Source organism: Streptomyces sp. NPDC057136, assembly GCF_042670885.1.
Taxonomy (GTDB): domain Bacteria; phylum Actinomycetota; class Actinomycetes; order Streptomycetales; family Streptomycetaceae; genus Streptomyces.
In genome coordinates this window covers 99,082-124,599 of the sequence record NZ_JBHUUV010000002.1, presented here as the reverse complement: position 1 = coordinate 124,599, position 25,518 = coordinate 99,082, and the positions used below count along the sequence as shown (strand labels likewise).

At 70.3% G+C, this 25,518-nt stretch carries 22 protein-coding genes and 2 pseudogenes; 16 read left to right on the top strand and 8 right to left on the bottom strand.

Annotated features, from left to right (window positions below; genetic code table 11):
* The first annotated feature begins 21 nt into the window (after window positions 1-21).
* Window positions 22-531, top strand: coding sequence for a hypothetical protein (locus ACFT7S_RS03090; protein ID WP_382726181.1), 510 nt, complete (start codon window positions 22-24; stop codon window positions 529-531).
* An 85-nt stretch (window positions 532-616) separates the two neighbouring features.
* Window positions 617-2,062 carry a flotillin family protein gene (locus ACFT7S_RS03085; protein ID WP_382726178.1) on the top strand — a complete coding sequence of 482 codons (1,446 nt, stop codon included), beginning with the start codon at window positions 617-619 and terminating at the stop codon, window positions 2,060-2,062.
* Between the two features lie 224 nt (window positions 2,063-2,286).
* Here the strand turns inward: ACFT7S_RS03085 and ACFT7S_RS03080 are convergent, their stop codons facing one another.
* Window positions 2,287-2,730 carry a BlaI/MecI/CopY family transcriptional regulator gene (locus tag ACFT7S_RS03080; protein WP_382726176.1) on the bottom strand — a complete coding sequence of 148 codons (444 nt, stop codon included), beginning with the start codon at window positions 2,728-2,730 and terminating at the stop codon, window positions 2,287-2,289.
* A gap of 131 nt (window positions 2,731-2,861) precedes the next feature.
* On the opposite strand from ACFT7S_RS03080, the gene ACFT7S_RS03075 reads away from it, so the two are divergent.
* Window positions 2,862-3,317: a tellurite resistance TerB family protein gene (locus ACFT7S_RS03075; RefSeq protein ID WP_382726173.1), complete on the top strand. Its 456-nt coding sequence runs from the start codon at window positions 2,862-2,864 to the stop codon at window positions 3,315-3,317.
* Between the two features lie 35 nt (window positions 3,318-3,352).
* Here ACFT7S_RS03075 and ACFT7S_RS03070 read toward each other — a convergent pair whose 3' ends face one another.
* A complete protein-coding gene (locus ACFT7S_RS03070; protein ID WP_382726171.1) occupies window positions 3,353-4,423 on the bottom strand; it encodes a PucR family transcriptional regulator in 1,071 nt (356 codons plus the stop codon).
* Between the two features lie 285 nt (window positions 4,424-4,708).
* Here ACFT7S_RS03070 and ACFT7S_RS03065 point away from each other — a divergent pair.
* Both ACFT7S_RS03065 and ACFT7S_RS03060 read left to right on the top strand, forming a co-directional pair.
* Window positions 4,709-5,056, top strand: a pseudogene (locus tag ACFT7S_RS03065) (hypothetical protein); the annotation flags it as partial.
* Window positions 5,057-5,170: 114 nt separating this feature from the next.
* Window positions 5,171-7,181: pseudogene (locus tag ACFT7S_RS03060) on the top strand (NAD-binding protein).
* 15 nt (window positions 7,182-7,196) lie between these two features.
* Here the strand turns inward: ACFT7S_RS03060 and trpS are convergent.
* Window positions 7,197-8,270 carry a tryptophan--tRNA ligase gene (gene trpS, locus ACFT7S_RS03055; RefSeq protein ID WP_382726168.1) on the bottom strand — a complete coding sequence of 358 codons (1,074 nt, stop codon included), beginning with the start codon at window positions 8,268-8,270 and terminating at the stop codon, window positions 7,197-7,199.
* A gap of 341 nt (window positions 8,271-8,611) precedes the next feature.
* On the opposite strand from trpS, the gene ACFT7S_RS03050 reads away from it, so the two are divergent.
* Entirely contained in the window at window positions 8,612-9,343 is a 732-nt protein-coding gene (locus ACFT7S_RS03050) for a flavodoxin family protein (RefSeq protein WP_382726167.1), read from the top strand.
* A 12-nt stretch (window positions 9,344-9,355) separates the two neighbouring features.
* Here ACFT7S_RS03050 and ACFT7S_RS03045 read toward each other — a convergent pair whose 3' ends face one another.
* Complete coding sequence (locus tag ACFT7S_RS03045; RefSeq protein ID WP_382726164.1) at window positions 9,356-9,484, bottom strand: DUF6126 family protein; 129 nt, start codon at window positions 9,482-9,484, stop codon at window positions 9,356-9,358.
* 190 nt (window positions 9,485-9,674) lie between these two features.
* Here ACFT7S_RS03045 and ACFT7S_RS03040 point away from each other — a divergent pair, with 190 nt between their 5' ends.
* From ACFT7S_RS03040 to ACFT7S_RS03025, 4 genes are all read left to right on the top strand, one after another.
* Entirely contained in the window at window positions 9,675-9,965 is a 291-nt protein-coding gene (locus ACFT7S_RS03040; protein WP_382726160.1) for a DUF3303 family protein, read from the top strand.
* A 300-nt stretch (window positions 9,966-10,265) separates the two neighbouring features.
* Window positions 10,266-11,372, top strand: a complete 1,107-nt coding sequence (locus tag ACFT7S_RS03035; protein WP_382726157.1) for an LLM class flavin-dependent oxidoreductase — start codon at window positions 10,266-10,268, stop codon at window positions 11,370-11,372.
* A 5-nt stretch (window positions 11,373-11,377) separates the two neighbouring features.
* Window positions 11,378-12,037, top strand: coding sequence for an FMN reductase (locus ACFT7S_RS03030; protein ID WP_382726154.1), 660 nt, complete (start codon window positions 11,378-11,380; stop codon window positions 12,035-12,037).
* Window positions 12,038-12,136: 99 nt separating this feature from the next.
* Window positions 12,137-12,556 carry a universal stress protein gene (locus ACFT7S_RS03025; RefSeq protein WP_382726151.1) on the top strand — a complete coding sequence of 140 codons (420 nt, stop codon included), beginning with the start codon at window positions 12,137-12,139 and terminating at the stop codon, window positions 12,554-12,556.
* A gap of 148 nt (window positions 12,557-12,704) precedes the next feature.
* Here the strand turns inward: ACFT7S_RS03025 and ACFT7S_RS03020 are convergent, their stop codons facing one another.
* On the bottom strand, window positions 12,705-13,118 hold the full coding sequence (locus ACFT7S_RS03020) for a hypothetical protein (RefSeq protein WP_382726149.1): 414 nt from the start codon (window positions 13,116-13,118) through the stop codon (window positions 12,705-12,707).
* Window positions 13,119-13,236: 118 nt separating this feature from the next.
* Here ACFT7S_RS03020 and ACFT7S_RS03015 point away from each other — a divergent pair, with 118 nt between their 5' ends.
* The 4 genes from ACFT7S_RS03015 (at window position 13,237) to ACFT7S_RS03000 (ending at window position 17,445) form a co-directional block, all read left to right on the top strand.
* Window positions 13,237-14,127, top strand: coding sequence for a hypothetical protein (locus tag ACFT7S_RS03015; protein WP_382726147.1), 891 nt, complete (start codon window positions 13,237-13,239; stop codon window positions 14,125-14,127).
* 96 nt (window positions 14,128-14,223) lie between these two features.
* Window positions 14,224-15,183, top strand: coding sequence for an NADP-dependent oxidoreductase (locus tag ACFT7S_RS03010; RefSeq protein WP_382726144.1), 960 nt, complete (start codon window positions 14,224-14,226; stop codon window positions 15,181-15,183).
* Window positions 15,184-15,231: 48 nt separating this feature from the next.
* Window positions 15,232-15,477: a DUF2630 family protein gene (locus ACFT7S_RS03005; protein WP_382726141.1), complete on the top strand. Its 246-nt coding sequence runs from the start codon at window positions 15,232-15,234 to the stop codon at window positions 15,475-15,477.
* 21 nt (window positions 15,478-15,498) lie between these two features.
* A complete protein-coding gene (locus ACFT7S_RS03000; protein ID WP_382726140.1) occupies window positions 15,499-17,445 on the top strand; it encodes an FUSC family protein in 1,947 nt (648 codons plus the stop codon).
* Between the two features lie 87 nt (window positions 17,446-17,532).
* On the opposite strand, the gene ACFT7S_RS02995 is transcribed toward ACFT7S_RS03000, so the two are convergent.
* The 3 genes from ACFT7S_RS02995 to ACFT7S_RS02985 form a co-directional block, all read right to left on the bottom strand.
* Window positions 17,533-17,940 (bottom strand): RNA-binding S4 domain-containing protein, encoded by a 408-nt coding sequence (locus tag ACFT7S_RS02995; RefSeq protein WP_382726137.1) that lies wholly within the window; start codon window positions 17,938-17,940, stop codon window positions 17,533-17,535.
* A 91-nt stretch (window positions 17,941-18,031) separates the two neighbouring features.
* Window positions 18,032-19,702 carry a hypothetical protein gene (locus tag ACFT7S_RS02990; RefSeq protein ID WP_382726135.1) on the bottom strand — a complete coding sequence of 557 codons (1,671 nt, stop codon included), beginning with the start codon at window positions 19,700-19,702 and terminating at the stop codon, window positions 18,032-18,034.
* A gap of 185 nt (window positions 19,703-19,887) precedes the next feature.
* Window positions 19,888-21,957: a PhoX family protein gene (locus ACFT7S_RS02985; protein WP_382726797.1), complete on the bottom strand. Its 2,070-nt coding sequence runs from the start codon at window positions 21,955-21,957 to the stop codon at window positions 19,888-19,890.
* Between the two features lie 290 nt (window positions 21,958-22,247).
* Between ACFT7S_RS02985 and ACFT7S_RS02980 the strand changes: the two genes are divergently transcribed.
* Complete coding sequence (locus ACFT7S_RS02980; protein WP_382726132.1) at window positions 22,248-23,762, top strand: VWA domain-containing protein; 1,515 nt, start codon at window positions 22,248-22,250, stop codon at window positions 23,760-23,762.
* A gap of 107 nt (window positions 23,763-23,869) precedes the next feature.
* Window positions 23,870-25,474, top strand: coding sequence for a methionine--tRNA ligase (gene metG / locus ACFT7S_RS02975; protein ID WP_382726130.1), 1,605 nt, complete (start codon window positions 23,870-23,872; stop codon window positions 25,472-25,474).
* Window positions 25,475-25,518 lie beyond the last annotated feature (44 nt).

Genomic DNA, 25,518 nt, shown 5'->3' with positions numbered 1-25,518 from the left:
AAAAACCGGGGGAGTGATCACGTGACCTTTTTTCTGGGTCTCGGCATTGCGGGAATTGCTCTTCTCGCCCTCTCCCTGATCTTCGACGGAATCCTCGAAGGACTATTGGGCGGCGTGCTGGACGGCCTGTTCGACGGCCTCCTCTCGCTGCCGGTCATCGCGGGCTTCCTCTCGATGCTGGGCTTCGGCGGCGCGATCATGCTGGGCACGACGGGTGTCGGCACGGTCGCGGCGACCGTCACGGGAGTCGCCGCCGGTCTCGTCGCGGCGTGGGTGACCTGGAAGTTCAGCCGGTCCCTCATGCGGGACCAGACGACCGCGACGCCGCGCGGGGACGATCTCGTCGGCACGTCCGGGTCGGTCGTCACACCCATCCCGGCCGACGGCTACGGCGAGGTGCTGCTGCGACTCGCGGGCCAGACGGTGAAGTTCTCCGCCAAGAGCCCGGAGCCCGTCGAGCGCGGCGCCGAGATCTGGGTGGAGGCCGCGCTGTCGACCACCTCGGTCCAGGTCCGCCCGGTAGAGCGCTGACCACCATCTGACCGTTCGACACTGACTGTTCGACCGAAAAACGATCTGCCGTCCCCCTCGTCGGGAGGCAGGGGGGACCCTTCTCATGAGCCCAGTTCTGATTGCCGTCATCGGCATCGTCGTACTCGTCGTACTCCTCGGCCTCGTAGTGGTCACCCGCTACAAGGTGGCCGGGCCCAGCGAGGCGTTCATCATCACCGGCCGGCGCGGCAAGAAGTCGACCGATCCGGTCACCGGCCGCACCAGCATCGACAACAGCGGCCAGAAGGTCGTCGTCGGTGGCGGCGTCTTCGTCGTGCCGTTCGTCCAGCAGAAGTTCACCCTGGACCTCTCCAGCCGCCACATCCCGATCTCCGTGCGCGGCGCCGTCACCCTGCGCGGCGTGAAGGCGAACCTGGAAGGCGTCGCGATCGTCAAGGTCGGCGGCAACGAGGACGCGATCCGGGCAGCGGCCCAGCGTTTCCTCCAGCAGCAGGACGGCATCGTCGGCTTCACCCAGGAAGTGCTGTCGGGCGCGCTGCGCGCCATCGTGGGCCGGATGTCGGTCGAGGACATCATCCGCGACCGTGCCGCGTTCGCGAGCCAGGTCGCAGAGGAGGCCGAGGCGAGCCTGTCCGGTCAGGGCCTGATCCTGGACGCGTTCCAGATCCAGGACATCACCACCGAGGGCTCGTACCTCGAAGACCTCGGCCGGCCCGAGGCGGCGCGCGCCAAGCAGGAGGCCGACATCGCGGAGGCCATCGCCCGCCGTGCGTCGGAGCAGGCCCGCCTGAAGGCGGCCGAGGAAATCGCCATCGCCGAGCGGACGTTCTACCTCAAGCAGGCCGAGATCAAGGCCGAGACGGAAGCGGCGGCCGCCAAGGCCAACGCGGCCGGCCCGCTCGCCGAGGCCGCCCGCCAGCAGGAAGTGCTCCAGGAGCAGGAGAAGGTCGCCGAGCGCCAGGCGGCGCTGACCGACCGCGAGCTGGACACGAAGGTCCGTAAGCCTGCGGACGCCGCCCGCTACCAGGCCGAGCAGGAGGCGGAGGCCCGCCGCATCGCCCAGGTCAAGGAAGCCGAAGCGGACGCGGAGCGCTCCCGTCTGACCGGCCAGGGCGAGAAGCTGCACCGCTCGGCCCTGGCCGACGCGGTACGCATCGAGGGCGAGGCGGAGGCCGCGGCGATCGCGGCCAAGGGCTCGGCCGAGGCCGAAGCCATGCGGAAGAAGGCCGACGCGTTCGCGCAGTACGGGGACGCTGCAGTACTCCAGATGCTGGTCGAGGTCCTGCCGACGGTCGTCGCGAAGGCCTCCGAGCCGCTGAGCGCGATCGACAAGCTGACGGTCATCTCCACAGACGGCGCCAGCCAACTCGCCCGCACGGTCACGGACAACGTGACGCAGGGCATCGAACTCCTCAACTCCACAACGGGCGTGGACCTGGGCGCGCTGCTCCAGACCCTGAAGAACCGCACGGCCCCCGCCACCGCCACCGAGCTCCCCGCCCAGGCGGAGCCCGCCACAAGCAACGGCAAGATCGAGATCACCGACTGACCGATCGCGCACCCACGACCACCCGTGCCCGGCCGAGGAACTCCTCGGTCGGGCACGGGTGCGTCCGGGATGGGCGAGAAAGCGGACCTTTGAGGGGTTCGATGTGGACCACGGCGAGGGCGGAGCCCGCCACCGTGTCCTGGTCGAGCCGCCACAGCACGCTCGGGGTCGCCGCATCCGGCCGGTACTCGGTCAGTACGGGTGCGCGGGCGTCGCTGCGCAGGTCACGCCCCGGGGTCGTCCAGGTCGGCGGCGCGGGACAGGAGGGCGCGCAGCCGTTCCTCGTCGCCCTGGGAGAGCGCGGAGACGAAGCGGGCGAGGACGGCGTTGCGGTCCCGCTCGCCGTCCAGGATGCGGCGCATCCGCAGCGCGGCGAGACCGGCGTCGTCGGCAGCCGCGGTCCATATGTAGGAGCGGCCCTCGCGGGTGCGGGTCACGGCGTTCTTCGCGTACAGACGGGAGAGGATCGTGATGACGGTGGTGTACGCGAGGTCCCCGTCGAGGTGTTCCTGCACCCAGCCCGCGGTGGCGGGGCCGTCGGCGGACCGCAGCACCTTGAGGACCTGGGACTCCAGCTCCCCCTGACCTCGCCTGCGCAGCCGCCGGCTCTCGGTTCGCTCCACGTCACCGGGGCCGTCGTCCCCGAGTTCGTTCCGGGCGTTGTCCATCGTCCTGTCCGCCCTTCCCGAGTCCTGGCAACGCCGCATTTTAGTGGGCGTTCCTCCCGTTTGCTTCTACAAGTCTGTAGAGTTTCACTCGGAACCAAGCAGTTCGTCCAACGCAACGTATGGAGACGGCAATGGCCCTGTGGGATCGGCTCAAGGAATCCGCGTCGACGATGCAAACGCAGCTGGAGGCGAAGAAGAACGACCTCAAGAGCGGGGCGTTCCGCGACGCGAGCATGGCCATGTGCGCCCTGGTCTCCGCCGCCGACGGTTCCATCGACCCGTCCGAGCGGCAGCGCGTCGCCTCGCTGATCGCGTCGAACGACGTGCTCCAGAACTTCCCGGCGGACGACCTCCAGCGCCGCTTCAACGCGTACGTCGACAAGCTCACCGCCGACTTCGCGTTCGGCAAGGTCAGCGTGCTCCAGGAGATCGCCAAGGCGAAGAAGAAGCCCGCCGAGGCGCGTGCGGTCGTCCAGATCGGCATCATCATCGGCGGCGCCGACGGCGACTTCGACAAGTCGGAGCAGGCCGTCGTGCGCGAGGCGTGCTTCGCACTCGACCTGCCGCCGCACGAGTTCGACCTGTAGTCGACCTGCGAGGGCCGGCCCGGGCTGCTTTCCTCTCAGAGTTCCTTGGCCGGCCAGTCCAGGAGACGGGCGCCGATCACCGCGGTCTGGAGCGTGTAGCGGTGCACCGGGTCGGACGGGTCCGAGCCGGTCAGCTGGCGGATGCGCTCCAGCCGGTACGTCAGGGCGCGCACGCTCAGCGCCAGTCGGCGGGCCGTCTCGGCCGCGACGCAGCCCGCATCGAAGTACACCGAGAGCGTCTTCAGCAGCGGTTCCGCGCCGCCCCTGGCCTTCTGGAGCGGGCCGAGCTCGCTGCGCACCAGGTCGGCCATCGCCTCGCGGTCGCGGGTCAGCACCGGGTAGACCAGCAGGTCGGACGCGTACAGCACCGGCTCGTCGAGCCCCATCCGCCGCGCCAGATCGATGGCATCGAGCGCTTCGTCGTACGAGTGGACGACGCCGCCCGGACCCTGGTGCGGGCGGCCCACCGCGACCTGGCCGCCGTCCGTCGCCGCGTGGGCCTGCTTGGCGAAGTACCGCAGGACGTCCGGCTGGCTGCCGGGGGCGATGCAGACCAGCCGCCCGTCCTTCGTCGTCAGCAGGATCTTCCGGCCGCCGAAGCGGGCCAGCAGCGCCGCCTCCACGTTCCGCGCCACCGCGTCCGTCTCGGTGTACGCCTCCGGGCCCGACGCCACCGCCACCGCATGGGCGCGCGAGAGCCGCAGCCCGAAACGGGTGGCCCGCTCGGCGAGGCGACCCAGGTCGCTGCGCCCGTACAGCAGGTCGTCGATGAACTCCCGTCGCGCCGCTTCCTCGCGCCGTACGGTGAGGCGCTGGGCGCGCTCGAAGCCCTCGGCAAAGGCGTCGACCGCCTGTTCCACCGCGGCCAGGACGGAATCGGTCGTGGTCGGCGTCGCGGTCGCCGTCTGCGGCCAGGCGGTGCGGGTCTCGGCCAGATGCATGCCTACCAGGGCGCGCAGTTGGTGTCCGGCCTCGGCGGCCTCGCGGCCGAGGACACGGCGGGACTCCAGCTCCTCGCGGGTCAACCGGCGCCCCGTGACGGAGACTTCGCTCAATATGCGGGCATAGTCCCCCAGAAACTCTGCGGGTATCTCCGGCACCGGCACGTACACCCCTCTGCCTTCACATTCCGGTCCTGATGCGGCTCCAACGCTTCCTTAACGCCTCCGGGCGGCTGCCAGTGCCCGGCATCAGCGATGCGTAAAGACTGCCGGATTCCGGCAGTGCGGCAGTGCGGTCCCGGCTGACACCATCCGGTCAGCAACACACGGGGGAACGCACGGCGGACACGGGGGACAACCCGGCTGCAGCACAGCCGTTCGCGGCGACGCGGCAGCCGGGCACCGCCCTCCCCTACCGGACACGGCGCGCAGGGCGCAGGGGGGTGGACGATGACCGAATTCCTTACGGCAGCAGTCGGATTCCCTGTCGTTCTCTTCGATGCCGCCCTGGTCGTCGTCGTGTGCTTCTGGCTGCTGGTACTGGCCGGAGCCGCAGGTCACGACACCTTTGACACGGACATCGACGCCGAATCGGCGGGTATCGGCGGGGTGCCGGTCACCGTGTCGGTGTCCCTGCTGGTCCTCGTCGCCTGGTTCACCAGCCTGACCGGCTCCGTGCTGCTGCACCGCAGCGCTGCCACCGGCGGCACAAAGGCCGCGCTCTCCGTCGCCGTACTGGCCGGGGCGCTGCTGATCTCCTGTGGCACGGTGCGCGTGCTCGTACGCCGCTTCCGCCGGTCCTGACGGTTCGGCCGCCATCGTGCAGGTCCGGAAACTCCGGCCGCACCCACCACTTCCGGCGCAGGGCGCCGAGCAGGGGCTCTCCGCGGGCTGAACCGGAAGGAGCAAGGCATGCTGGGTTTTGTGCCCCCACTTCCTCAGCAGCCCCAACGCGCCCCCGCAGGCGGACACATGGTCGTCTGCGGTGACGACACTCTGGCCAGGCGCCTCGCCGTGGAGCTCCGTTACGTCTACGGAATGGGGTCTCCCCTGCTCGAACGGAGTTGAGAGCTTGGGGAAGGGTCACCCTGCTCCTCCCACCGGGCCGCGACCCCAGCCGTCCCGAGCAGCAGATGACCCAACGCGGGCGCGCGGCAGCCCTGTTCGGGCGGATGTCGGCGGCGATGAACCGCAACGGCGGCGCGGCCGGCGCCACGGACAACGACACGAACGCGGGGGTCGAGGCCGTACGCATCCTGGAGGCGCCGGAGCCTCCGACGACGTACTCGAAGAGGCGGGCATCGACCGTGCCGCCGCACTCGCGCTCGTCTACGACGACGACGAACGCAACATCCGCGCCGCCCTCACCGCCCGGCGCCTCAATCCGAGGCTGCGCCTGGTCATCCGGCTCTACAACCGCAAGCTCGGCCAGCACCTGGAGACGCTGCTCGACCAGGCGGCGGTGCTGGCCATGCCCGGACTCGACCAGGCTGCGCTCGACGCCTCCACCACCGTCCTGTCCGACGCGGACACGGCGGCCCCCGCCCTCGCCGCCACCGTCCTCACCGGCAGCAGCAAGGTCATCCAGGCCGAGGGGCTGCTGCTGCGGGCCGCCGAACGGCCGCCGCCGCGCCACGGCGAGGTGGCCGACCCGGGGCTCTGCACGCTCGCGCTGCTCTCCTCCACCACGCACGACCCGGCGGGCGCCGAGGGTTCCGACAGCAGTGGCGACGAGGGACCCCAACTCCTCCCGGACGCCGCCTCGGTGGCGGCTGCCGCCGGGCGCGGAACCATCGTCCTGGAGAACATCAGCCAGGCGGACCCGGCCCGGCCCGTCATGCGGATGGGCGGGCGGGGCGCGCCACTGAGCCAGGTGTTCTCACGGCGGTTGCGCTGGTCGGCGGCGGGCGTGGCAACAGCCGTGGTCGGCCTGGCCGTCTCCTCGGTCCTGACCAACGACTACCACCCGCTGCACGCCGCCTATCTGACCCTGCTCGATCTGTTCGCGATGGGCGACCCGGCGGTCGACGACCCGCCGTCCCGCCAGATCATCCAGCTGCTCTCCGGCCTGGCCGGACTGATGCTGCTGCCGCTGCTGGTGGCCGCCGTCCTGGAGGCGTTCGGCTCGCTGCGCACCACGTCGTCGCTGCGCCGCCCGCCGCGCGGACTGTCCGGACACGTCGTCCTGCTGGGCCTCGGCAAGATCGGTACGCGGGTCCTGGTGCGGCTGCGTGAACTGAACATCCCCGTGGTCGTCGTGGAGGAGGACCCGGAGGCGCGCGGCATCCCGCTGGCCCGGAGCATGCACGTCCCGACGGTCATAGGCGATGTCACCCAGGAAGGCGTCCTGGAAGCGGCGAAGATCCACCGCGCCGGTTCCCTGCTGGCCCTGACCAGCGTCGACACCACGAATCTGGAGGCCGCGCTGTACGCCCGCTCGGTGAAGCCGGACCTGCGGGTGGCGCTGCGCCTGTACGACGACGAGTTCGCCACCGCCGTCTACCGCACCCTGCGCACCGCCCACCCCCAGGCCCTGACCCGCTCCCGGTCCGTCTCCCATCTGGCCGCCCCGTCGTTCGCGGGCGCCATGATGGGCCGGCAGATCCTGGGGGCGATCCCGGTCGAGCGGAAGGTCATGCTGTTCGCCGCCCTGGGGGTGGCCGGCCACCCCCAGCTGGAGGGCCGCACGATCGAGCAGGCGTTTCGCGCGGGCGCCTGGCGCGTCCTGGCCCTGGACGCCACCCCGCCCGCCGACCGGCAGCCGGACATGGCGGCCGGCGGGGCGACAGGGCAGCCGCAGGGCCTGGTCTGGGACCTGCACCCCGGGTACGTGCTGCGCCCCGAGGACCGCGTGGTGATCGCCGCGACCCGCCGCGGTCTGGCGGAACTCCTGCGCGGGCAGCGGACGATGACGCGCCGCTGACCGCACCGGCGTGGGCTACCGCAGGCCGCCCATCGCGTCCCGTACCTCGTCCAGGGTCCGTTCGGCGATCTCGTTGGCCCGCTCGTTGCCCGCGCGCAGCACCGACCGTACGTACGCCATGTCCTGCGCGTACTCCGCGCGCCGGGCCCGGATCGGCGCCATGCGCGTATTGACCGCGTCGGTCACCGTCCGCTTGAGTACGGCGGCGCCGCCGTTCCCGATCTCCTCGGCGACTTCGTGCGGGTCGCGGTCGAGGCAGAGCGCGGCGAGCAGCACGAGGCTCGACACCCCGGGCCTGCCCTCCGGGTCGTACGTGATGTGGCGCTCGGCGTCCGTCTTCGCGCCCTTGATCAGCCGCGCCGTCTCGTCGGCACCGGCGGAGAGCGCGATCGAGTTGGCGCGGCTCTTGCTCATCTTGGTGCCGTCGGTGCCGAGCAGGAGCGGCGCGGCGGAGAGCAGGGCGTCCGGTTCGGGGAACACCGCCCCGTACCGCTCGTTGAAGCGCCGTGCGATGGTCCGGGTCACTTCGAGGTGCGGCAGCTGGTCCTGGCCGACCGGCACGAGGTTGCCCTTGCAGAAGAGGATGTCGGCGGCCTGGTGGACGGGATAGGTGTACATGAGCCCGCTGACCGAGGACTGCCGGGAGTGCGCGATCTCGTCCTTCACCGTGGGGTTGCGGCCCAGCTCGGCGACGGAGACCAGGCTCAGGAAGGGCAGCAGGAGCTGGTTGAGGGCGGGCACGGCGCTGTGGTTGAAGACCGTCGTGCGGGCGGGGTCGATCCCGATCGCCAGATGGTCGAGCAGCAGCCCGTCCACGTACTCGGTGAGCCGCTCGGCGACGTCCCGGTCGGTGAGCACCTGGTAGTCGGCGACGAGCACGAAGACCTCCACGCCGAGGTCCTGGAGGCGGACCCGGTTGTGGAGGGTGCCGAAGTAGTGCCCGAGGTGAAGGGCGCCGGTGGGGCGGTCGCCGGTCAGGACGCGGAAGCGTTCGGGGGTCTGCCGGAGCTGCTGTTCGAGCTCGGCGCTGCGGACCTGTTCGGGCGTGGTGGCGATCGTGGTCGGGATCTCGGATGCGGTGATGGTCATGGTCGGTCTCTCCTCGCGAGTGCGCTGGATGCGTGGAGGACGGCCCGCCGAACCGGGGATCCGCGCCGCCCGGGGGGCAGCAAAAAAGGGCCGTCCATATCGAGCGGCCCTGGTTCCGTGCAGATGAGGTGGCCGCTCCTAGGAGGAGCGCCACCAGTTCCGGCACAGTACGGAGGTCATGGGGCGAGTGTACCGACCGCCGGAGCGGCCGGGCTGCGCGCCGCAGCCGGCGCGCCTGCTGCGTATGGGTGGACACCGCGCGCCCTTGGCTCCGTATCGCTCGTCGCGACGGTAGACCGGGGCACGCCGCACGTTCTCCCGGACGCACAGAGGAGCCCCGCATGGTGCCACCCGACCGTACCGATGGCGCATACCGGTTCGACGGTCTGCGCGCGATGTACATCAACTGCACGCTCAAGCGGTCTCCCGAGACCAGCAACACGGACGGTCTCGTCGAGCGGAGCCGCTCGGTGATGGAGGCGCGCGGTGTCACCACCGAGGTCGTCCGGGCCGTCGATCACGACATCGCGACCGGGGTGTGGCCGGACATGACGGAGCACGGCTGGGAGACGGACGCCTGGCCCGCGCTGTACGAGAAGGTGATGGCCGCCGACATCCTGGTGCTGTGCGGGCCGATCTGGCTGGGTGACAACAGCTCGGTGATGAAGCGGGTCATCGAGCGGCTCTACGCCTGTTCGAGCATCCTCAACGACAAGGACCAGTACGCGTACTACGGCCGGGCCGGGGGCTGTCTGATCACCGGGAACGAGGACGGCGTCAAGCATTGCGCCATGAATGTGCTCTACAGCCTCCAGCACCTGGGCTACACGATCCCCCCGCAGGCCGACGCGGGCTGGATCGGGGAAGCGGGGCCCGGGCCCTCGTACCTGGATCCGGGATCGGGAGGCCCGGAGAACGACTTCACCAACCGCAATACGTCCTTCATGGCCTGGAACCTGATGCACCTCGCCGCGATGCTCAAGCGCTCTGGCGGCATCCCAGCCCATGGCAACCAGCGTTCCGCGTGGGACGCGGGCTGCCGTGCGGACTCTCCCAATCCGGAGCACCGCTGACCTCGTGGGGCGCTACTTCTTGGCGTGCTCGCCCACGTAGAACAGGATCCAGATGAAGCCGGCGAAGATGTGCGTGGCGAAGACGTAGACGAAGACGCGCAGGGCGACGCCGCGTTCCTTCCAGCGTTCGCTCTCGGCCATGGTCCGCCTCACTTCGTCCGTCGCCGAGGTCGTACGGCCTGTCCAGAGTACGCACCGGCCCCGGCCCGGACGGCGGACGAGATGTTGCCGCCCCGATCAGCCGAGGAGAGCCTGAGCAGGACGTCACCAGGTCTCAGCGAGCGCGGACCGCACCGCGCCGGTCATGGTGGGCGTAAGGAGCGACATTGCGATGAGAGTCATGCTGAGGGCACACCTGGACACCCAGGTCTCGAATGAGGCGCTCAAGAACGGCCAGCTCCAGAAGGTCGTAGAGAAGATGATGGAAGACCTCAAACCCGAGGCGGCCTACTTCGGCCCCAGCGAGGGCGGTCGGTCCTGCACGTTCGTCTTCGACATGCAGGACAGTTCCCGGATGCCCAGCATCGCGGAGCCGTTCTTCGATCAGCTCGGCGCGAAGATCGAGATCCAGCCGGTGATGAACGGCGAAGACCTGAAAAAGGGTCTTGCCGCACTGAAGTAGGGCTGACCTCGGGTGCCGCCCGGACCGGACCGGTCCGGTCGGCACCCAGGGGGCGGTGGGCGGGGGCAGGCGTGTACCAGGACGGGTCGGTCCTGGCGAGCGTCCTCTTCCATGCGCGCGGTGCGGCGGTGGTCGAGCCTGGGCTCGCACAGGTACTGCGGCGGGGCGCCGGCCGGCAGGCCGCCGACCAGCAGGAATCGTCGCGTCCGGGGGGACAGGAATAGGTCGCGTGGGTGTCCGGTTGTAGGGTCTGTTCATATAGTTCAACATTCAACCAATACCTCTTGGAGGGCGGGCGTCATGCAGTTCGGGATCTTCACCGTCGGAGACGTCACCACCGATCCCACGACCGGCCGGACACCGAGCGAGCACGAGCGGATCAAGGCGACCATCGAGATCGCGCTCAAGGCCGAGGAAGTGGGCCTGGACGTCTTCGCGACGGGTGAGCACCACAACCCGCCGTTCGTCCCGTCCTCGCCGACGACCACACTCGGCTACATCGCCGCCCGCACCGAGAAGCTGATCCTCTCCACCTCCACCACGCTGATCACCACCAACGACCCGGTGAAGATCGCCGAGGACTACGCCACCCTCCAGCACCTCGCGGACGGCCGCATGGACCTGATGATGGGCCGCGGCAACACCGGACCGGTCTACCCCTGGTTCGGCAAGGACATCCGCCAGGGCATCCCGCTGGCGATCGAGAACTACGCCCTGCTGCACAAGCTGTGGCGCGAGGACGTCGTCGACTGGGAAGGCAAGTTCCGTACGCCGCTCCAGTCCTTCACCGCCACCCCGCGCCCGCTGGACGGCGTCCCGCCGTTCGTCTGGCACGGCTCCATCCGCTCCCCGGAGATCGCCGAGCAGGCCGCGTACTACGGCGACGGCTTCTTCCACAACAACATCTTCTGGCCCATGGAGCACACCGAGAAGATGGTCAAGCTCTACCGCAGCAGGTACGCCCACTACGGGCACGGCACCGAGGAGCAGGCCATCGTGGGCCTCGGCGGCCAGGTGTTCATGCGCAAGAACTCGCAGGACGCGGTACGGGAATTCCGCCCGTACTTCGACAACGCACCGGTCTACGGCCACGGGCCCTCGCTGGAGGACTTCACCGAGCAGACCCCGCTGACCGTCGGCTCCCCGCAGGAGGTCATCGAGCGGACCCTGTCCTTCCGTGACTCCGTCGGCGACTACCAGCGCCAGCTGTTCCTGATGGACCACGCGGGACTCCCGCTCAAGACGGTCCTGGAGCAGCTCGACATCCTCGGCGAAGAGGTCGTGCCGGTGCTGCGTAAGGAATTCGCCAGGCTGCGGCCGGCCGGAGTGCCGGAGAGCAGCCCGGTCCACCCGGCGGTCACCGCCGCCCGTACGGCCACTGCCGCTGCTGTCGCCAAGGAGATCTGAGTACCGTGTTCGCCACCGCACCCCTGAAGATCGTCGCCGTCTCGGCCGGGCTGAGCAGCCCCTCGTCCACGCGGCTGCTGGCCGACCGGCTGGCCGTGGCCGCCCGTGAGCGGCTGGAGGCCGACCAGGACCGCAGGGTCGACGTACAGATCATCGAGCTGCGCGATCTGGCCATCGACATCGCGAACAACCTGGTGACCGGCTTCCCGCCGCGCGCCCTGAAGGACGCGATCGAAGCGGTGACGGAGGCGGACGGCCTGATCGCCGTGACGCCGGTCTTCACCGCCTCGTACAGCGGGCTGTTCAAGTCGTTCTTCGACCTGATCGACCACACCGCGCTGACCGGCAAGCCCGTCGTGATCTCGGCGACGGGCGGCACGGCCCGGCACTCGCTGGTCCTGGAGCACGCGCTGCGCCCGCTCTTCGCCTATCTGCGGGCCGTGACCCTGCCGACGTCCGTGTACGCGGCGTCGGAGGACTGGGGCTCGTCCGGCGACGAGTACACCGAGGGCCTGCCGTCCCGCATCCGGCGGGCAGGCGGCGAGCTGGCGTCGGCGGTCCTGGGACGGACGGTCTCCGGGGCATCGAGGGCGCTCGGCCTGGACGACGGCGAGGACGCGGTCGTGCCGTTCGAGCAGCAGCTCGCCGACCTCCGGCTGGACTGACCCGCCGAGACCCCCAGAGGGGCGAGATGTCCGGTTTGATTACAGTTGGGCCGACCATCGAATCAAGCTGAACCGAGCTGGACCGAGCTGGAGGCAGACATGGGCAGGATCGTCGTGGGCGTGGACGGCTCCGATTCATCGATCAAGGCGCTGCACTGGGCCGTACGTCAGGCCGAGCTGACAGGCGATTCCGTTGAGGCCGTGAACAGCTGGGAGTACCCCGCGACCAGCTGGGCGATGATGCCGGGCATGCCGGAGGACTTCGATCCGCAGGCCGTGGCAACCGTCGCGCTCACCGAGGCGCTGGAGGAGGCCCTCGGCGCCGAGGGGGCAGCCGCCGTCAGCAAGGTCATCGTGATCGGCAATCCGGCACAGGGCCTGCTGGACCGGGCCAAGGGCGCCAATCTGCTGGTCGTCGGCGCACGCGGACACAGCGGCTTCAAGGCGACGCTGCTCGGCTCGGTCAGCCTCCACCTCACCCAGCACGCACCGTGCCCGGTGACGGTCGTACGCGACTGACGGAGACGGCGCAGGAGGGGCGGCCCTGGTACGGGCCGCCCCTTCCGTGCATCGGCGTATCCGTCCGTGTGGTTGCCGTCATGGCTTCTCCAGAGCCGCTCGGCTGTACGCACCCGAGAATCCCGCCCCTTCACGTCTGTGCCCGTGCTCAGTCCTCCCGCGTGTAATAGACGTAGAAGGCGACACAGAACATGCCTGCTCCCACCACCGCGCCCATCACGGAGGACCGCAGCACGCTGGTGCCGGTAAGACTCGTCAGGAATCCGATCGCACAGGCCGTCAGCGCGCCGAACGCCGCCGCCCGCAGTTCACGCGGCAGCGCGTGCCGATAGCGGCCCAGGACGAAACAGAGCCCGGCGAAAGCCACACCGGAGACCACTCCGAGCACGACCTGCCCGCCGGTGACCGGGCCGCCGTCCCGTTCGATGAACGCCGCGTAGAAACCGAAGATCACGCCCAGTGCCACGGGCACCGCCCAGGCGAGCGGACCGTGGTGGCGGGCCGTCGTCCGCATGCGGGACCCCTGGGACCCGCGGGACGGCATGGCTGCGTGTGTGGCCATGGCGGACAGCTCCTTCCCTCGTCCCCGTTCCTCCAGAGCACACCCGACCGCGCCGCCCGGCAACTCGAATGGCGTACGGCCTGGGGCGCCCCGCCCCCGTACGGGATTCCCTGAGCGTGTGCGCACCTACCTATCCGTGGCCCTGTCGGCAGTCATGCTCGTCCTGCTCGCCGTTCTGGTGCCCCTGAGCGCCTTCGCGGCCTGGGTCGACCTGGAGATCGACGACACCGAGCGGTATGTCGCCTCCCTCTCCCCGCTCGCCTCCGACCCCGACGTGCAGAGCACCGTGGCCGACCTGATCACGGACGAGGCGATGAAGCGGCTCGACGTTGGGCCGCTCCAGGACGCCGTCGAGGAGCTGCTGCGCGGTGCCGTGCAGTCCTTCACGACGACGGAGGCGTTCCAGAACGCCTGGGACCTCGCCAACCGGACCTCCCACGAGACGGTGACCGAGGCACTGGACAGTGACAGCGGGGAGGCCGTGACCATCGATCTGGCTCCGGTGATCGAGCAGGTCAAGCAGGAGCTGGTCAAGGACGGCGTGCCGTTCGCGGATCAGATTCCCGTCCAGCACACCGATATCACTCTGCTCTCCGCCGACCGCGCGGACGAGCTGCGCGGCAATGCCGGATGGCTGCGGTACTGCAGCGTCTGGCCCGCGGTCGGCACCCTGGTGCTGCTCGTCCTGATGGTGGGCATGGCGGCGGTACGGCGCGGACTGCGGGGCGCGCTGTTCGCCGCCTCGGTCGCGGGGGCGGGTCTGGTGCTCGGCGCACTCGTGCTGCGGGTGCTGGTCGCGGTCGGCCGGAACCGGGTGCTGGACGCGGTGCCGGGAAGCGACCGGGACGGGGCCGCGGCGGTGTTCGACGCGCTGACCGCCTCGCTGCGGACGACGGTGTGGGTGGTGCTGCTTGTCGGGGCGGTGCTGGCGGTCGGTGCGGTGGTGGCGCGGGTGCTGCTGACGCGCCGGGCGGCCCGGCCGCGGCAGGCGGGGCGGCCGGTTCCGTGAGAGGCCGGGAGCCCCGCGGAGTCCGACGTGCGCTCCCGCGCAGGCCGGGCGACAGTGGGAATCGTGAGTGTCGGGGGCGACTGAGAGGTCTTCCGCATGCGAGCCATCGCCGTCAGCGCGTTCCGCGCGGAGCCCGGTCTCGTCGAACTCCCCAAGCCGGAGCCCGCGGCGGGCGAGGTGCGGGTGAAGATCGAGTACGCGGCGCTCAACCCGCACGACTGGCAGACCGCCGACGGCGCCGGGGGCGATCCGGCACAGCAGGTGTTCCCGCTGGTCATCGGCGTGGACTTCGCGGGCAGGGTCGACATGATCGGCAGCGGCGACAACCCCTTCCGGGTCGGCGACCCGGTCCTCGGCCGGGTCACGACGACGGCTCTGGGCACGGGAACGTACTGCGAGTACGCCTCCGTACCGCACGACTCCCTGATCGTCCCGGCCCCGCGCGAGCTGCCGCTGCGGCTCGCCGCCGCACTCCCCTCGGCCGGGATGGCCGCAGCCCAGATCCTGGAGGCCGCGGCCGTACGCCCCGGCGGGCGACTGCTCGTCATAGGTGCGGCAGGCGGCGTCGGCAGCTGTCTGACCCAGCTCGCCACCGCCCGTGACGTGCGCGTGCTCGCGGCGGTACGCGGCGACGAGCGGACCCGGATGGGCGCGCTGGGGGCCGCTGTCACCATCGATACGACGGCCGGAACCGGGTCCCTCGAAGCGGCGGTACGCGAGGTGTGCCCGGACGGCGTCGACGCGCTCGTCGACCTCGTCTCCACCGATCCGGCCTCCTTCGCCCCGCACGCCGCGCTCGTACGCACCGGAGGCGTCGCCCTCAGCACCCGGGGCGCCGCCGGTCCGGCAGCCGGCCCCGCCGGGACGAGAGGCCCCAGATGCGCCGACTTCCGGCTGGCCCCGACGGCCGTCCTGCTCGCCACTCTCGCGAAGGCCACCGCGAGCGGTGCGCTGAGCGTGCCGATCTCCATCGAACTCCCGCTGGAGAAGGCCCCGCAGGCGCTCGCCGAGAACCGTATGGGCGGTGCGCGCGGCAAAACCCTCTTCGTGCTCTGACCGCACTCCTGACCCCCCGCAATCCCCACAACCGAGAGAGGCGGCGTCATGGCCGACCAGGACATCTTCGACAACATCGACGAGCTGATTTCCGAGGAACGGTCCCTGCGCGACCGTTCCACCGCGAAGATGGGCCTCTCCGCCGAGGAGAAGGCCAGGCTGCATACGGTGGAGGTCCGGCTCGATCAGTGCTGGGACCTCCTGCGCCGCCGCCGAGCCCTCAGCGAATTCGGTGAGGACCCGTCAACGGCGAAGGTCCGGCCGGCCGAAGAGGTCGAGAACTACAAGAGCTGACTGAGCAGGAGGGGGCACGCAGTGGCCGGGGCCGACGCCGAACGGAAGCGCGCGGCACCGCCGCCCTGGCTGCTGAGCGGACTGCGCCCGCAGACCGCCCCCATCCCCTGGGCCGCCGTCGCACGCGCCTCCGTGGCGCTGGCCGCCCCGCTCGCCGTCGGCTTCGCCGTCGACCGGCCGACGTACGGCGCGCTCGTCTCGATGGGCGCGCTGTCCGGTGTCATCGGCGACACGGCCGACGCCTACCGGATGCGCATCCTCAACATCGCCGTACCGCAGCTGTTCGGCGCGCTGGGCATGATGCTCGGCACCCTCGTCTTCGATACCGGCTGGGCGGCCGTCGCCGTGCTCACCGCCATCGCCCTGGTCTCCGGGATGATGTCGACGATCGGAGCCGTGGCCTCGGTATCCGGCCTGCTGCTTCTGCTCAACTCGGTGGTCGGCGCCGGGCTTCCCATGCCGAACCCATGGTGGGTGGCCCCGCTGCTGCTGACTCTCGGCGGCCTCGTGGTGCTCGTCCTGACGCTGCTGGCCTGGCCGTTGCGCGGAAAGCTCCCCGAACGGGCCGCCGTGGCCGACACCTACCGGGCCATCGCCGACCTGCTGGCCGCCGCCGGCACTCCCGCGTACGAGGAGCGGCGCCAGGCCGTCACCCAGTCACTGAACGCCTCCTACGACCTCGTCCTCGCCCGTCGGGCGCGCTACCACGGGCGCAGCACCTCCATGGTGCGGCTGCTGTCCCAGCTCAACGTCGTCATCCCGCTCGTCGAGGCCGCGCCCGCCGTCCATCTGACGCGGCGCCCGCTGCCCGGCCTGATTCCGGCGGCGGTGCGCGCGCTGGCGGACGACGTCGAGCAGAGCCGCAGCGGCGCACCGGTACTCGACCTCCCGGCCCCCGAAACGCCCGCCACGCGCGCGGTGGACAGTGCCCTGCGGCATGCGGCGGCCGTCGTCCACAAGGCCGAACCCGATCCGTACAACGTGGACGACCGGCTCGGACGGCCCGCCGCACTCGGCGTACGCATCCGGCGGGTGGCCCGCAATGTGCTGTCCTCCGAGACGTCCTGGCGGTACGGGCTGCGTCTGGCCCTCTGTATCGGCCTGGCCCAGGCGCTCACCTCGCTGATCGCCGTGGAACGGTCCTACTGGGTCGCGCTGACCGTCACCTTCGTCCTCAAGCCGGACTTCGGCTCGGTCTTCTCCCGGGCCGTGCTGCGCGCGGTGGGCACGGCGGCCGGGCTGGTCATCGCGGCGCCGGTACTGGCCGAGGTGCCCATCGGGTGGTGGGACGTGCCGGTCATGGTGGTGCTCGCCGCGCTCATCCCGGCGCTCACGGCGAAGGGGTACGCCTTCCAGACCGCGGCCATCACCCCGGTCATCCTGCTGCTGTCCGACCTGCTGAACCACCAGGGCATCGACCTCGTCCAGCCGCGGCTCCTGGACAGTCTGATCGGCTGCGCCATCGTGCTCGTGGCCGGCTATCTGCTCTGGCCGGAGAGCTGGCACACCCGGATCGGCTCCCGGCTCGCGGACGCGGTGACGGACATCGCCGACTATGTGGCGTGCGCATTCGACGGCCTCGAAGCCGACCAGGCGGAACGGGTCCGGACCCGGCGCCGGCTCTACCGCGACCTGTCGGCCGTACGGTCCGAGTTCCAGCGGGCCCTGACGGAACCGCCTCCGGTCGGGGCGCGCGCCGCCGCCTGGTGGCCGCTGGTCGTCGCCGTCGAACGGATCGTGGACGCGACGACGGCGGCCCGGGTCCGGGTCAACCACGGGGCAGCGGCGCCGCTGCCCGCCGAGGTGGCCGCGGTCGAGCAGCAACTGCGGGAGCTGTCGGAGGGGCTGCGGTCGAGCGAGGAGCTGGTGGAGGTGCGGGCCGAGCTGCCGGGTGACGAGGACAGCGTGCTGGAGCCGCTGCGTCAGGAAGTGGCGGCGGCCAGGGCGATCGCCTCGCCCCAGCCGTAGGGTCCCTCCTTCGGCCAGGGCCGGGCTGCGTGTTTCACGTGAAACACGCAGAGTGACCGGTCAGAATCGCCAGTCACTGGTCACCCGTCACTGGTCCGGTCCGGGGCCCCGCTCCTGAAGGCGCTCCATCTCGCGCCGGTCGCGCTTGGTGGGGCGGCCCGTCCCGCGGTCGCGGACCGGGACCTGGAGTGCGATCTCGCGCGGCGGCGGAGGCGGGCTGTTGTCGACGAAACACTCGGCCGCCACCGGAGGGCCGACCCGCTTCTTCACGAGCTTCGACACGACCACGATCCGGTCCCGGCCGTCGTGCCTGAGCCGTACCTCGTCGCCGGCGTGCAGTGCCTGCGCGGGCTTGGCCCGGTCACCGTTGACCCGCGCATGTCCTGCCCGGCAGGCGGCCGCGGCCTGCGACCGGGTCTTCGTCAGCCGGACCGACCAGATCCAGACGTCGACGCGGACGCTGCCCTCCGCCTGCGGTGCCTCACCGGAAACCATGGGACCGACTCTAATGCGGCGCACACGCGCGGGCGCCGTACAAGCGGACTTTTCGTCCGCCCGTACGGCGCCCGGCCGGGATCGCGGTGGATCAGGAACCGAAGTCGCCGATGACCTCGGACATGTTGTAGCTGTACAACTCACGCTTGCACGAACCGCACTTGCTCGGGGCGTGCTCGCTGAGCGACCAGAGCTGCGGGGCGAAGCCGTCTCCCCGTCCGTGCGCGAGATAGAGGTCCTCGGGACCGAAGGAGGACTCCAGGATCTTCGGGTTGCCGACGAGCTGGGTCGTGCCGTCGACCGACTGCGGGGTGGCCTGGAGCAGCCGCCCGTTGTCATAGGCGTTGCTGCGGTGGAAGTACCACTTGTCCTCGTACCGCGTGACGCCCTGGATCTTGTGCCACAGGTCCTCGCCGCCGAAGGTGGCGCCGGTCGGCAGGCCGTACGCGAGGTCGGCACTGGCGCCCGTCCCGGCGGCCCCCTCGACCGCGGCCGTCAGGGCGGTCATCGGGTAGGTGCCGACACGTCCGGGGCTGGTGCCACCGTTGTTCGTGTTGCAGTACTCACCGAGGACCATGTGGTCCGTATCCGTCCGGTCCAGTGAGATGTACGAGGCCTTCGGGCGGCCGGTGGCGTAGCACTGGTTGCCGCTGGTGGTCCCGCTGGGCTTCGCCGTGGTGAACTTCAGCGTGGCGACCTGGGGCATGACGTAGCGGTAGCCGTAGCCGTACCAGACGTTGCTCTGACGGCCGACCCGCTTCTTCTCCAGAACATCGCTGACCAGGCCGTCCGGCGTCGGGTCGTTGACGTCGGCATTGTTGTCCGGGTTGAGGTCCATGATCTTGCGCATGTCGAAGACGCGCATGCCGTTGGCGGTGTCGGCGACGTACAGGTAGTCGCCGTACCAGACCATGCCCCCGGCGTGAATGCCGTTCTGCGCCTTGCAGGAGGCCGTCACGCTGGTCGTGCACTTGCCCTCACGCGCGTGCAGCGCGTCGAAGGAGATGTTGCTCTTGGAGTTGACGTAGGGCCAGACCAGCAGCACGTGCCGGTACATCTGGGTGGCCTGGTTGAAGAAGCTGACCCGGATGCCCTTCTCGTTGCAGGCATCGGAGGCGGAGTCCTGGACGCAGTTGTCGGCGTTCCCGACGTAGTCGCTGCGGCCGGGGTTCTCGGCGTCGTACCCCGCCACGGCTATCGGCTCGGCGTTGGACGTACCCCAGTCCTCGTCCTCCTGGGCGTCCGATACCCCGGTGATGGCCTGCGGTACCCATTCGCTGGAGATGGCGTCGTCGTTCTGCCAGCAGACGCGGTGATTGGTCGCCAGATCGGGACCGTAGATACCGGCGGTGCCGCAGGCCCCCTCCCAGCCTGCGGGCCGGTTCGCCTGCTCCATGAGCTCGGTGAGGCCCTGCTTGGGCAGTGCGGCGTCGAGCTGGTTGACGAGGCCCGTGAGGCTGGAACCCGCCGCCAGGTGGAAGTCTCCGGCCCGGCCGGGCACCGGGGCGGCCTGCACCCCGGCGTCGGCCTGGGCCGACGGTGCGGCAGGGGCGAGGTCGTCCTGCTCGCCCTCGGGTTCGTTCTCGAAGCCGTCGTCAGGCATTCCTTCGTTGCCGGGTACCGGATCGTCCGCTGCCACGGCTGCCGTGCGGGGGGTGGTGGGGACGGCGGTGGCGCCGGTGGCGGGGACGAATGCCGACAGCATCGCCCCTGCCGCCACGGCACAGGCCGCCAGACGTGTTCTGCGGGACGGTATTCCCATGGGGGGCCCTTCGTGAGAAACGTGCAGGTCACGGAGGACTGACTGGCCGTCACCCCACCGGCCGGGCCACGCTAACAAGACACATCGGGGTCGCGTACGAACATTTTTACGACGCACATCAGCCCTGCACCTCATGGGCACAGGGCTGATGTTTTGCCGGGTTCGTCAGTGGGAACCGGGCGCGATCAGACGCCGATGTCGCTGCCGTCCTTGCGCCATACGGCGACGACGGACGGGCGGACGATCTTCCCCGGGCCGTCCGGCCAGCTGCTCGCCGGCTTGTCGACGGTCGCGCCGTCGATCTCGCCCGGGTGCTGCACGGCGACCAGGACTCGACGGTCCTGGATCACCGGACCACAGGTCTCGGCGCCGGTCGGGACGGTGAGGAACTGCTTCAGCTCACCGCGCCGTTCGCCCTGCGTCGCGACACCGAAGAGGCCGTCGTGGGAACCGAGCTGGTTACCGTCCGTGGAGATCCACAGGTTGCCGTGGTCGTCGAAGGCCACGTTGTCCGGGCAGGAGATGGCGCTGACCTTCTCCTTGGGGAAGCCCGCGAAGTACGTCGAGGGGTCGTTCGGGTCGCCCGCGACGAGGAAGAGCCGCCAGGCGAAACCGTCGCCCGCCGGGTCGTCCCAGTGCTCCGCCAGCTCCAGGACCTGGCCGTGCTTGTTGAGGTTGCGCGGGTTCGCCTCGTCCGCGCCGGCCTTACCGGCCTTGCCGCGGTCGGTGTTGTTGGTGAGGGCGATGTAGACGCGGCCGGTGCGCGGCGAGGGCTCGACGTCCTCGGGGCGGTCCATCTTCGTGGCGCCGACCTTGTCACCGGCCAGACGGGTGAAGACGTACACCTCTTCGGCCGTCATACCGGGCACGTGCGAGGTGGTGCCGGTTGCCAGCGGAATCCACACGCCGCTGCCGTCGAACTCGCCGTCGGACGGCAGCTTTCCGGTGCCGTCGAACTCGGCCGCCGGGGAGTCGCCGGTCAGCTTGGCGACGTACAGCGTGCCCTCGTCCAGCAGCGTCAGGTTGTGCTCGTGGGCGGCCCGCGAGTTCCCCTTCTTCATCTGCTTGCCGGAGACGAACTTGTAGAAGTAGTCGAAGCGTTCGTCGTCGCCCATGTAGACGACCGGGCGGCCGTCGGAGGTCAGCCGGGGCTGCGCCGCCTCGTGCTTGAAGCGGCCCAGCGCGGTCCGCTTGCGCGGGGTGGAATCCGGGTCGAACGGGTCGAGTTCGACGACCCAGCCGTGGCGGTGCGGCTCGTTGGGCTCCTGCGCGACGTCGAAGCGCTTGTCGAACCGCTCCCACTTGCGCTCGGTGGTGGTCGAACCGATGCCGTACCGCTTGTCGGTGACGCTCGAACCGTTGGCGAAGTACTGGTTGAAGTTCTCCTCGCCGTGCAGCGTGGTGCCCCACGGCGTGGTGCCGCCCGCGCAGTTGTTCAGCGTGCCGAGGACCTTGCGGCCGGACGCGTCGGCGGAGGTACGCAGCAGGGGGCTGCCCGCGGCCGGACCGGTGACCTTGAACTCGCTGGTCGCGGTGAGGCGGCGGTTCAGCGGGTGACGGCCGACGGCGCCGAGCTTGCCGGTGCGGTGCTCCTCCTGGACCACGACGACGGAGAGTCCGTGCGCCGCCCAGGCGATCTCGACCTGCTCACGGGTCGGATTGGCCGGATCATATCCACGGAACATGAGGTTCTCGTCCGTGTACTCATGATTGGCGACCAGGACCTGACGGCCGTGCTCACCACGGAGCGGGAGCAGCGAGAGGAAGTCGTTGTTGTAACCGAACTGACCCGCCTGCGCCTTCGCCGTCTGACGGTCCGGGTCGAAGGCGGGGGCGCCGCGCAGAATCGGCTCGCCCCAGCGGATCACGAGATTCTGCTCGTAACCGTCCGGGACGGTCACCTTGTCGTCCTTATTGGGGGCCACGGGAGCGAAGCGCAGACCACGGGCGCCCGAAACGCCGGGCTTGTGCGGGTACTTCGGCGAACGGCCCGACCCGGCGAGGGCAGCGGCCTCGGCCTGCGGGGCGGCCGGACCGGCGAGAGCAGCGGTCCCGGCAGCAGCGGCAACGGTCACCACGGCGGCGGCGCGCATCATCGACCGGCGCGACAGGGCACCGGCGATGACATCGCCGGCGTACTCGTTGTCGCTGGTGTTCGGTATCTCCTGGAAGCAGGCGTCGCCGCAGCGATAGCGGCAGGTCAGCCCAGAGCGCCCGCCCGGATGCGAGCTGATGAGCGGCAGCAGATTGCGCACGTGGATTCCCTCCATCTGTGTGTCCTGCGTGACGGTAGGTGCGCATTCACGCGGTACGAGGGACTCCCGGTGAACGCGGGGTGAAGTCCGGGCCACCGCTGCGATCCGCGTATGGCCGGAATTCGGTAATGCCTCGGTTGGGGCTCGGTTGAGGCTCAGTTGTCCACGGGGCGGGCCGTGCCGCCGAACGGCCGGATCCGGCCGCTAACCTTACGTATCCGTCGTGGTCAGGGAGCAATTCCCGCAGGGCGGACATATACCGCACCCAACTCATGCGAAAGGCTTGGCCCATGGGCATTCGGAGCTTGCTGCGCAAGGTGTTCGGCCGCACGGAGCAGGACGAGTCGGCCACGGCCGCCGTCCCCTCCCAGGCCGAGCGCACCCAGCCCACGGAGCCGGAGCCGGAGACGACTTCGGCGGCCGAGCCCGCACCGGCCGTGAAGGCGTCGGTGCCCGCCCCGGCCTCCTCCTCCCCCTCGACTTCTCCCTCCGCTTCCTCCGCCTCCACTTCTTCCGCTTCTTCCGCTTCTTCCGCCTCGGCGACCACGCCGGCCGCGCGGTCCGGCGAGCAGGAGAGCGGACGGGCCTCGGACCTGGTGGCGGCTGCCTTCGACAAGGCGGCCGCCGCTTCGTCGTCCACCCCCGCCGCCACGCCCACGGTCCCGGCCCAGGGCTCGGCCCCCGACACGAAGCCCGCCCCGGAGCCGGTCGCTGAGCCGGTCGCCGAACCGGTCGCCGAACCGGTCACGGAGCCGGAACCGGTCGCCGAATCGGTCACGGAGCCGGAACCGGTAGCCGCCGCGATCCCGGCGGCCGAGGCCGAGCCGACCCCCGAGCCGACCCCGGAGGCAGCCCCCGAGCCCGCCGCCGAGGTCGAGGTCGAGGTCGAGGTCAAGGTCGAACCGGCCGCCGTGGTCGAGGCCCTCCCGGAGCCGGCCGCAGAGCCGACCCCGGAGGCAGCCCCCGAGCCCGCCGCCGAGCCGGTGGCCGAGCCCGTGTGCGCCATGATCCCGCCCGCGGAGCCCGTCGCCGTGGAGCCCACCGCCGCGGAGCCCGTCGCCGCGGAGCCCACCCCGGAGCCCGTCGCCGAGGCCCCCGCGGTCACCGGCGCCGCCAAGCCCGCCGTGGCTTTCGCCCGGGTAAAGACCCTCGCGCCCCAGCTCGTCGACTCGTACAAGGCCGCGCAGGCCGGGCTCAAGGAGCACGGGCTGACCGGACTCCGCGCCACCGTGTACCTGGTGCTCGACCGGTCCGGGTCCATGCGGCCGTTCTACAAGGACGGCAGCGCCCAGCACCTGGGCGACCGCACCCTGGCCCTCGCCGCGCACCTCGACGAGAACGCCACCGTGCCCGTCGTCTTCTTCTCGACCGACATCGACGGCACCGGAGCGGTCGACCTCACCGCCCACGAGGGCCGGATCGACGAGCTGCACGCCGGGCTCGGCCGCCTGGGACGTACCAACTACCACCGGGCCGTCGAGGAGATCGTCGCGCACTACGAGAAGTCGGAGGCCACCGGTCCCGCCCTCGTGATCTTCCAGACGGACGGCCCGCCGGACGCCAAGCAGGCCGCAAAGCAGGCGCTGTCCGAGGCGGCCCGGCTGCCGCTGTTCTTCCAGTTCGTCGCCTTCGGTGACGAGGACGCCAAGGGCTTCGACTTCCTGCGCAGGCTCGATGTCGAGAACGCCGCGTTCTTCCACGCGGGCCCGGCGCCGCGCGAGGTCCCGGACGCCACGTTCTACCGGGAAATCCTGTCCGCTCTTCCCGCCTGGACCGCCGCCCGCGAGGACGTCACCAGCAGCTGATCCACCGGCGCAATCACAGTCACGGCGGTGCCCGCCCCAGCGGCCGGGTACCGCCGTCGTCGTTATCCGTGCGAGGGGATCAGCCGAGGGCCGTTAGGATTTCGACCATGGCGGCCACTGGAACCGAGAAGCAGGAGTCGAAGGCGTTCTACGTCTCGACCCCCATTTACTACGTCAACGACGCTCCTCACCTGGGCCACGCCTATACGACCGTCGCAGGCGACGTGCTCACGCGCTGGCACCGTCAGCGCGGCGAGAAGGTGTGGTTCCTCACCGGCACGGACGAGCACGGTCAGAAGATCATGCGTACGGCCGAGGCGAACAACGTCACCCCGCAGGCATGGTGCGACAAGCTCGTCGAGGAGGCATGGAAGCCCCTCTGGGAGCACCTGAACATCTCGAACGACGACTTCATCCGTACGACGGAGAAGCGGCACACCGACCGTGTGCAGGAGTTCGTGCAGGACCTGTACGACAAGGACCAGATCTACAAGGGCGGGTACGAAGGCCCGTACTGCGTGGGCTGTGAGGAGTACAAGCTCCCGGGCGACCTCATCGAGGCCGAGGACGGCACCAAGCTGTGCCCCGTCCACAAGAAGCCGGTGGAGCTCCTCAAGGAGGAGAACTACTTCTTCAAGCTGAGCGAGTACGGCCCGAAGCTGCTGGAGTTCTACGCGGCCAACCCCGGCTTCATCCAGCCCGAGTCCGCCCGCAACGAGGTGCTGAACTTCGTCACGCAGGGCCTCCAGGACCTGTCGATCTCGCGCTCGACCTTCGACTGGGGCGTCCCGGTGCCGTGGGACGAGAAGCACGTGATCTACGTCTGGGTCGACGCGCTGCTCAACTACGCGACGGCGGTCGGCTACGGCGCCAACCAGGAGAAGTTCGAGAACACCTTCCCTGCCGACGTGCACCTGATCGGCAAGGACATCCTGCGCTTCCACTCGGTGATCTGGCCCGCGATGCTGATGGCGCAGGGGCTGCCGCTGCCCGGCAAGGTCGTCGCCAACGGCTGGCTGATGGTCGGCGGCGAGAAGATGTCCAAGTCGAACCTGACCGGCATCAAGCCGCAGGATCTGACCTCGCACTTCGGCGTGGACGCGTACCGCTGGTACTTCCTGCGCGCGATCGCGTACGGCAACGACGGCTCGTTCTCGTGGGAGGACTTCGCCGCCCGCTACACCTCCGAGCTCGCCAACGACTACGGCAACCTGGCCTCGCGCCTCGCCGCCATGGTCGGCAAGTACTTCGGCGGGGCACTCCCGGAGGCCACGGCCGCCGGTGACGCCGAGCAGGCCGTGCAGGATGGTCTGGCGAAGGCCGTCGCCACCGCCGACCGGAAGATCGGCGAGGAGCTCGACTTCCAGGCCGGCATCCTGGCGATCTTCGACTTCGTGAAGCAGGTCAACGGCTACATCACCGAGCAGGAGCCCTGGAAGGTCGCCAAGGACACGTCCCCGGAGGGCCAGGCCCGCCTCGCGACGATCCTGTACACCGCCGCCGAGGCGCTGCGCGGTGTGGCCGTCCTGCTGAATTCGGTGATGCCGGAGACCTCGCAGCAGCTGTGGGAGTCCCTGGGCGCCGAGGAGTCCCTGGGCGCGCTGGCCGACCAGCGGGTGCAGGACGCGGGCACCTGGGGCCGGCTGCCCGCCGGGGCGACGGTGACGAAGGGTGCGGTGCTGTTCCCGCGCCTGGAGGAGAAGCCCGCGTAGCCACACCCACGCGACGACAGAGGGCCGGGACCGCATCTGCGGTC

What these genes read in the sequence shown, in the direction of transcription:
- ACFT7S_RS03010 (WP_382726144.1), top strand. Translation starts at nt 14,224, where the DNA reads ATGCGAGCCATCGCCGTCAGCGCGTTCCGCGCGGAGCCCGGTCTCGTC.
- ACFT7S_RS03035 (WP_382726157.1), top strand. Translation starts at nt 10,266, where the DNA reads ATGCAGTTCGGGATCTTCACCGTCGGAGACGTCACCACCGATCCCACG.
- ACFT7S_RS02980 (WP_382726132.1), top strand. Translation starts at nt 22,248, where the DNA reads ATGGGCATTCGGAGCTTGCTGCGCAAGGTGTTCGGCCGCACGGAGCAG.
- ACFT7S_RS03085 (WP_382726178.1), top strand. Translation starts at nt 617, where the DNA reads ATGAGCCCAGTTCTGATTGCCGTCATCGGCATCGTCGTACTCGTCGTA.
- ACFT7S_RS03050 (WP_382726167.1), top strand. Translation starts at nt 8,612, where the DNA reads ATGGTGCCACCCGACCGTACCGATGGCGCATACCGGTTCGACGGTCTG.
- trpS (WP_382726168.1), bottom strand. Translation starts at nt 8,270, where the DNA reads ATGACCATCACCGCATCCGAGATCCCGACCACGATCGCCACCACGCCC.
- ACFT7S_RS03020 (WP_382726149.1), bottom strand. Translation starts at nt 13,118, where the DNA reads ATGGCCACACACGCAGCCATGCCGTCCCGCGGGTCCCAGGGGTCCCGC.
- metG (WP_382726130.1), top strand. Translation starts at nt 23,870, where the DNA reads ATGGCGGCCACTGGAACCGAGAAGCAGGAGTCGAAGGCGTTCTACGTC.
- ACFT7S_RS03080 (WP_382726176.1), bottom strand. Translation starts at nt 2,730, where the DNA reads ATGGACAACGCCCGGAACGAACTCGGGGACGACGGCCCCGGTGACGTG.
- ACFT7S_RS03045 (WP_382726164.1), bottom strand. Translation starts at nt 9,484, where the DNA reads ATGGCCGAGAGCGAACGCTGGAAGGAACGCGGCGTCGCCCTGCGCGTC.
- ACFT7S_RS03040 (WP_382726160.1), top strand. Translation starts at nt 9,675, where the DNA reads ATGAGAGTCATGCTGAGGGCACACCTGGACACCCAGGTCTCGAATGAG.
- ACFT7S_RS03075 (WP_382726173.1), top strand. Translation starts at nt 2,862, where the DNA reads ATGGCCCTGTGGGATCGGCTCAAGGAATCCGCGTCGACGATGCAAACG.
- ACFT7S_RS02990 (WP_382726135.1), bottom strand. Translation starts at nt 19,702, where the DNA reads ATGGGAATACCGTCCCGCAGAACACGTCTGGCGGCCTGTGCCGTGGCG.
- ACFT7S_RS02995 (WP_382726137.1), bottom strand. Translation starts at nt 17,940, where the DNA reads ATGGTTTCCGGTGAGGCACCGCAGGCGGAGGGCAGCGTCCGCGTCGAC.
- ACFT7S_RS03025 (WP_382726151.1), top strand. Translation starts at nt 12,137, where the DNA reads ATGGGCAGGATCGTCGTGGGCGTGGACGGCTCCGATTCATCGATCAAG.
- ACFT7S_RS03005 (WP_382726141.1), top strand. Translation starts at nt 15,232, where the DNA reads ATGGCCGACCAGGACATCTTCGACAACATCGACGAGCTGATTTCCGAG.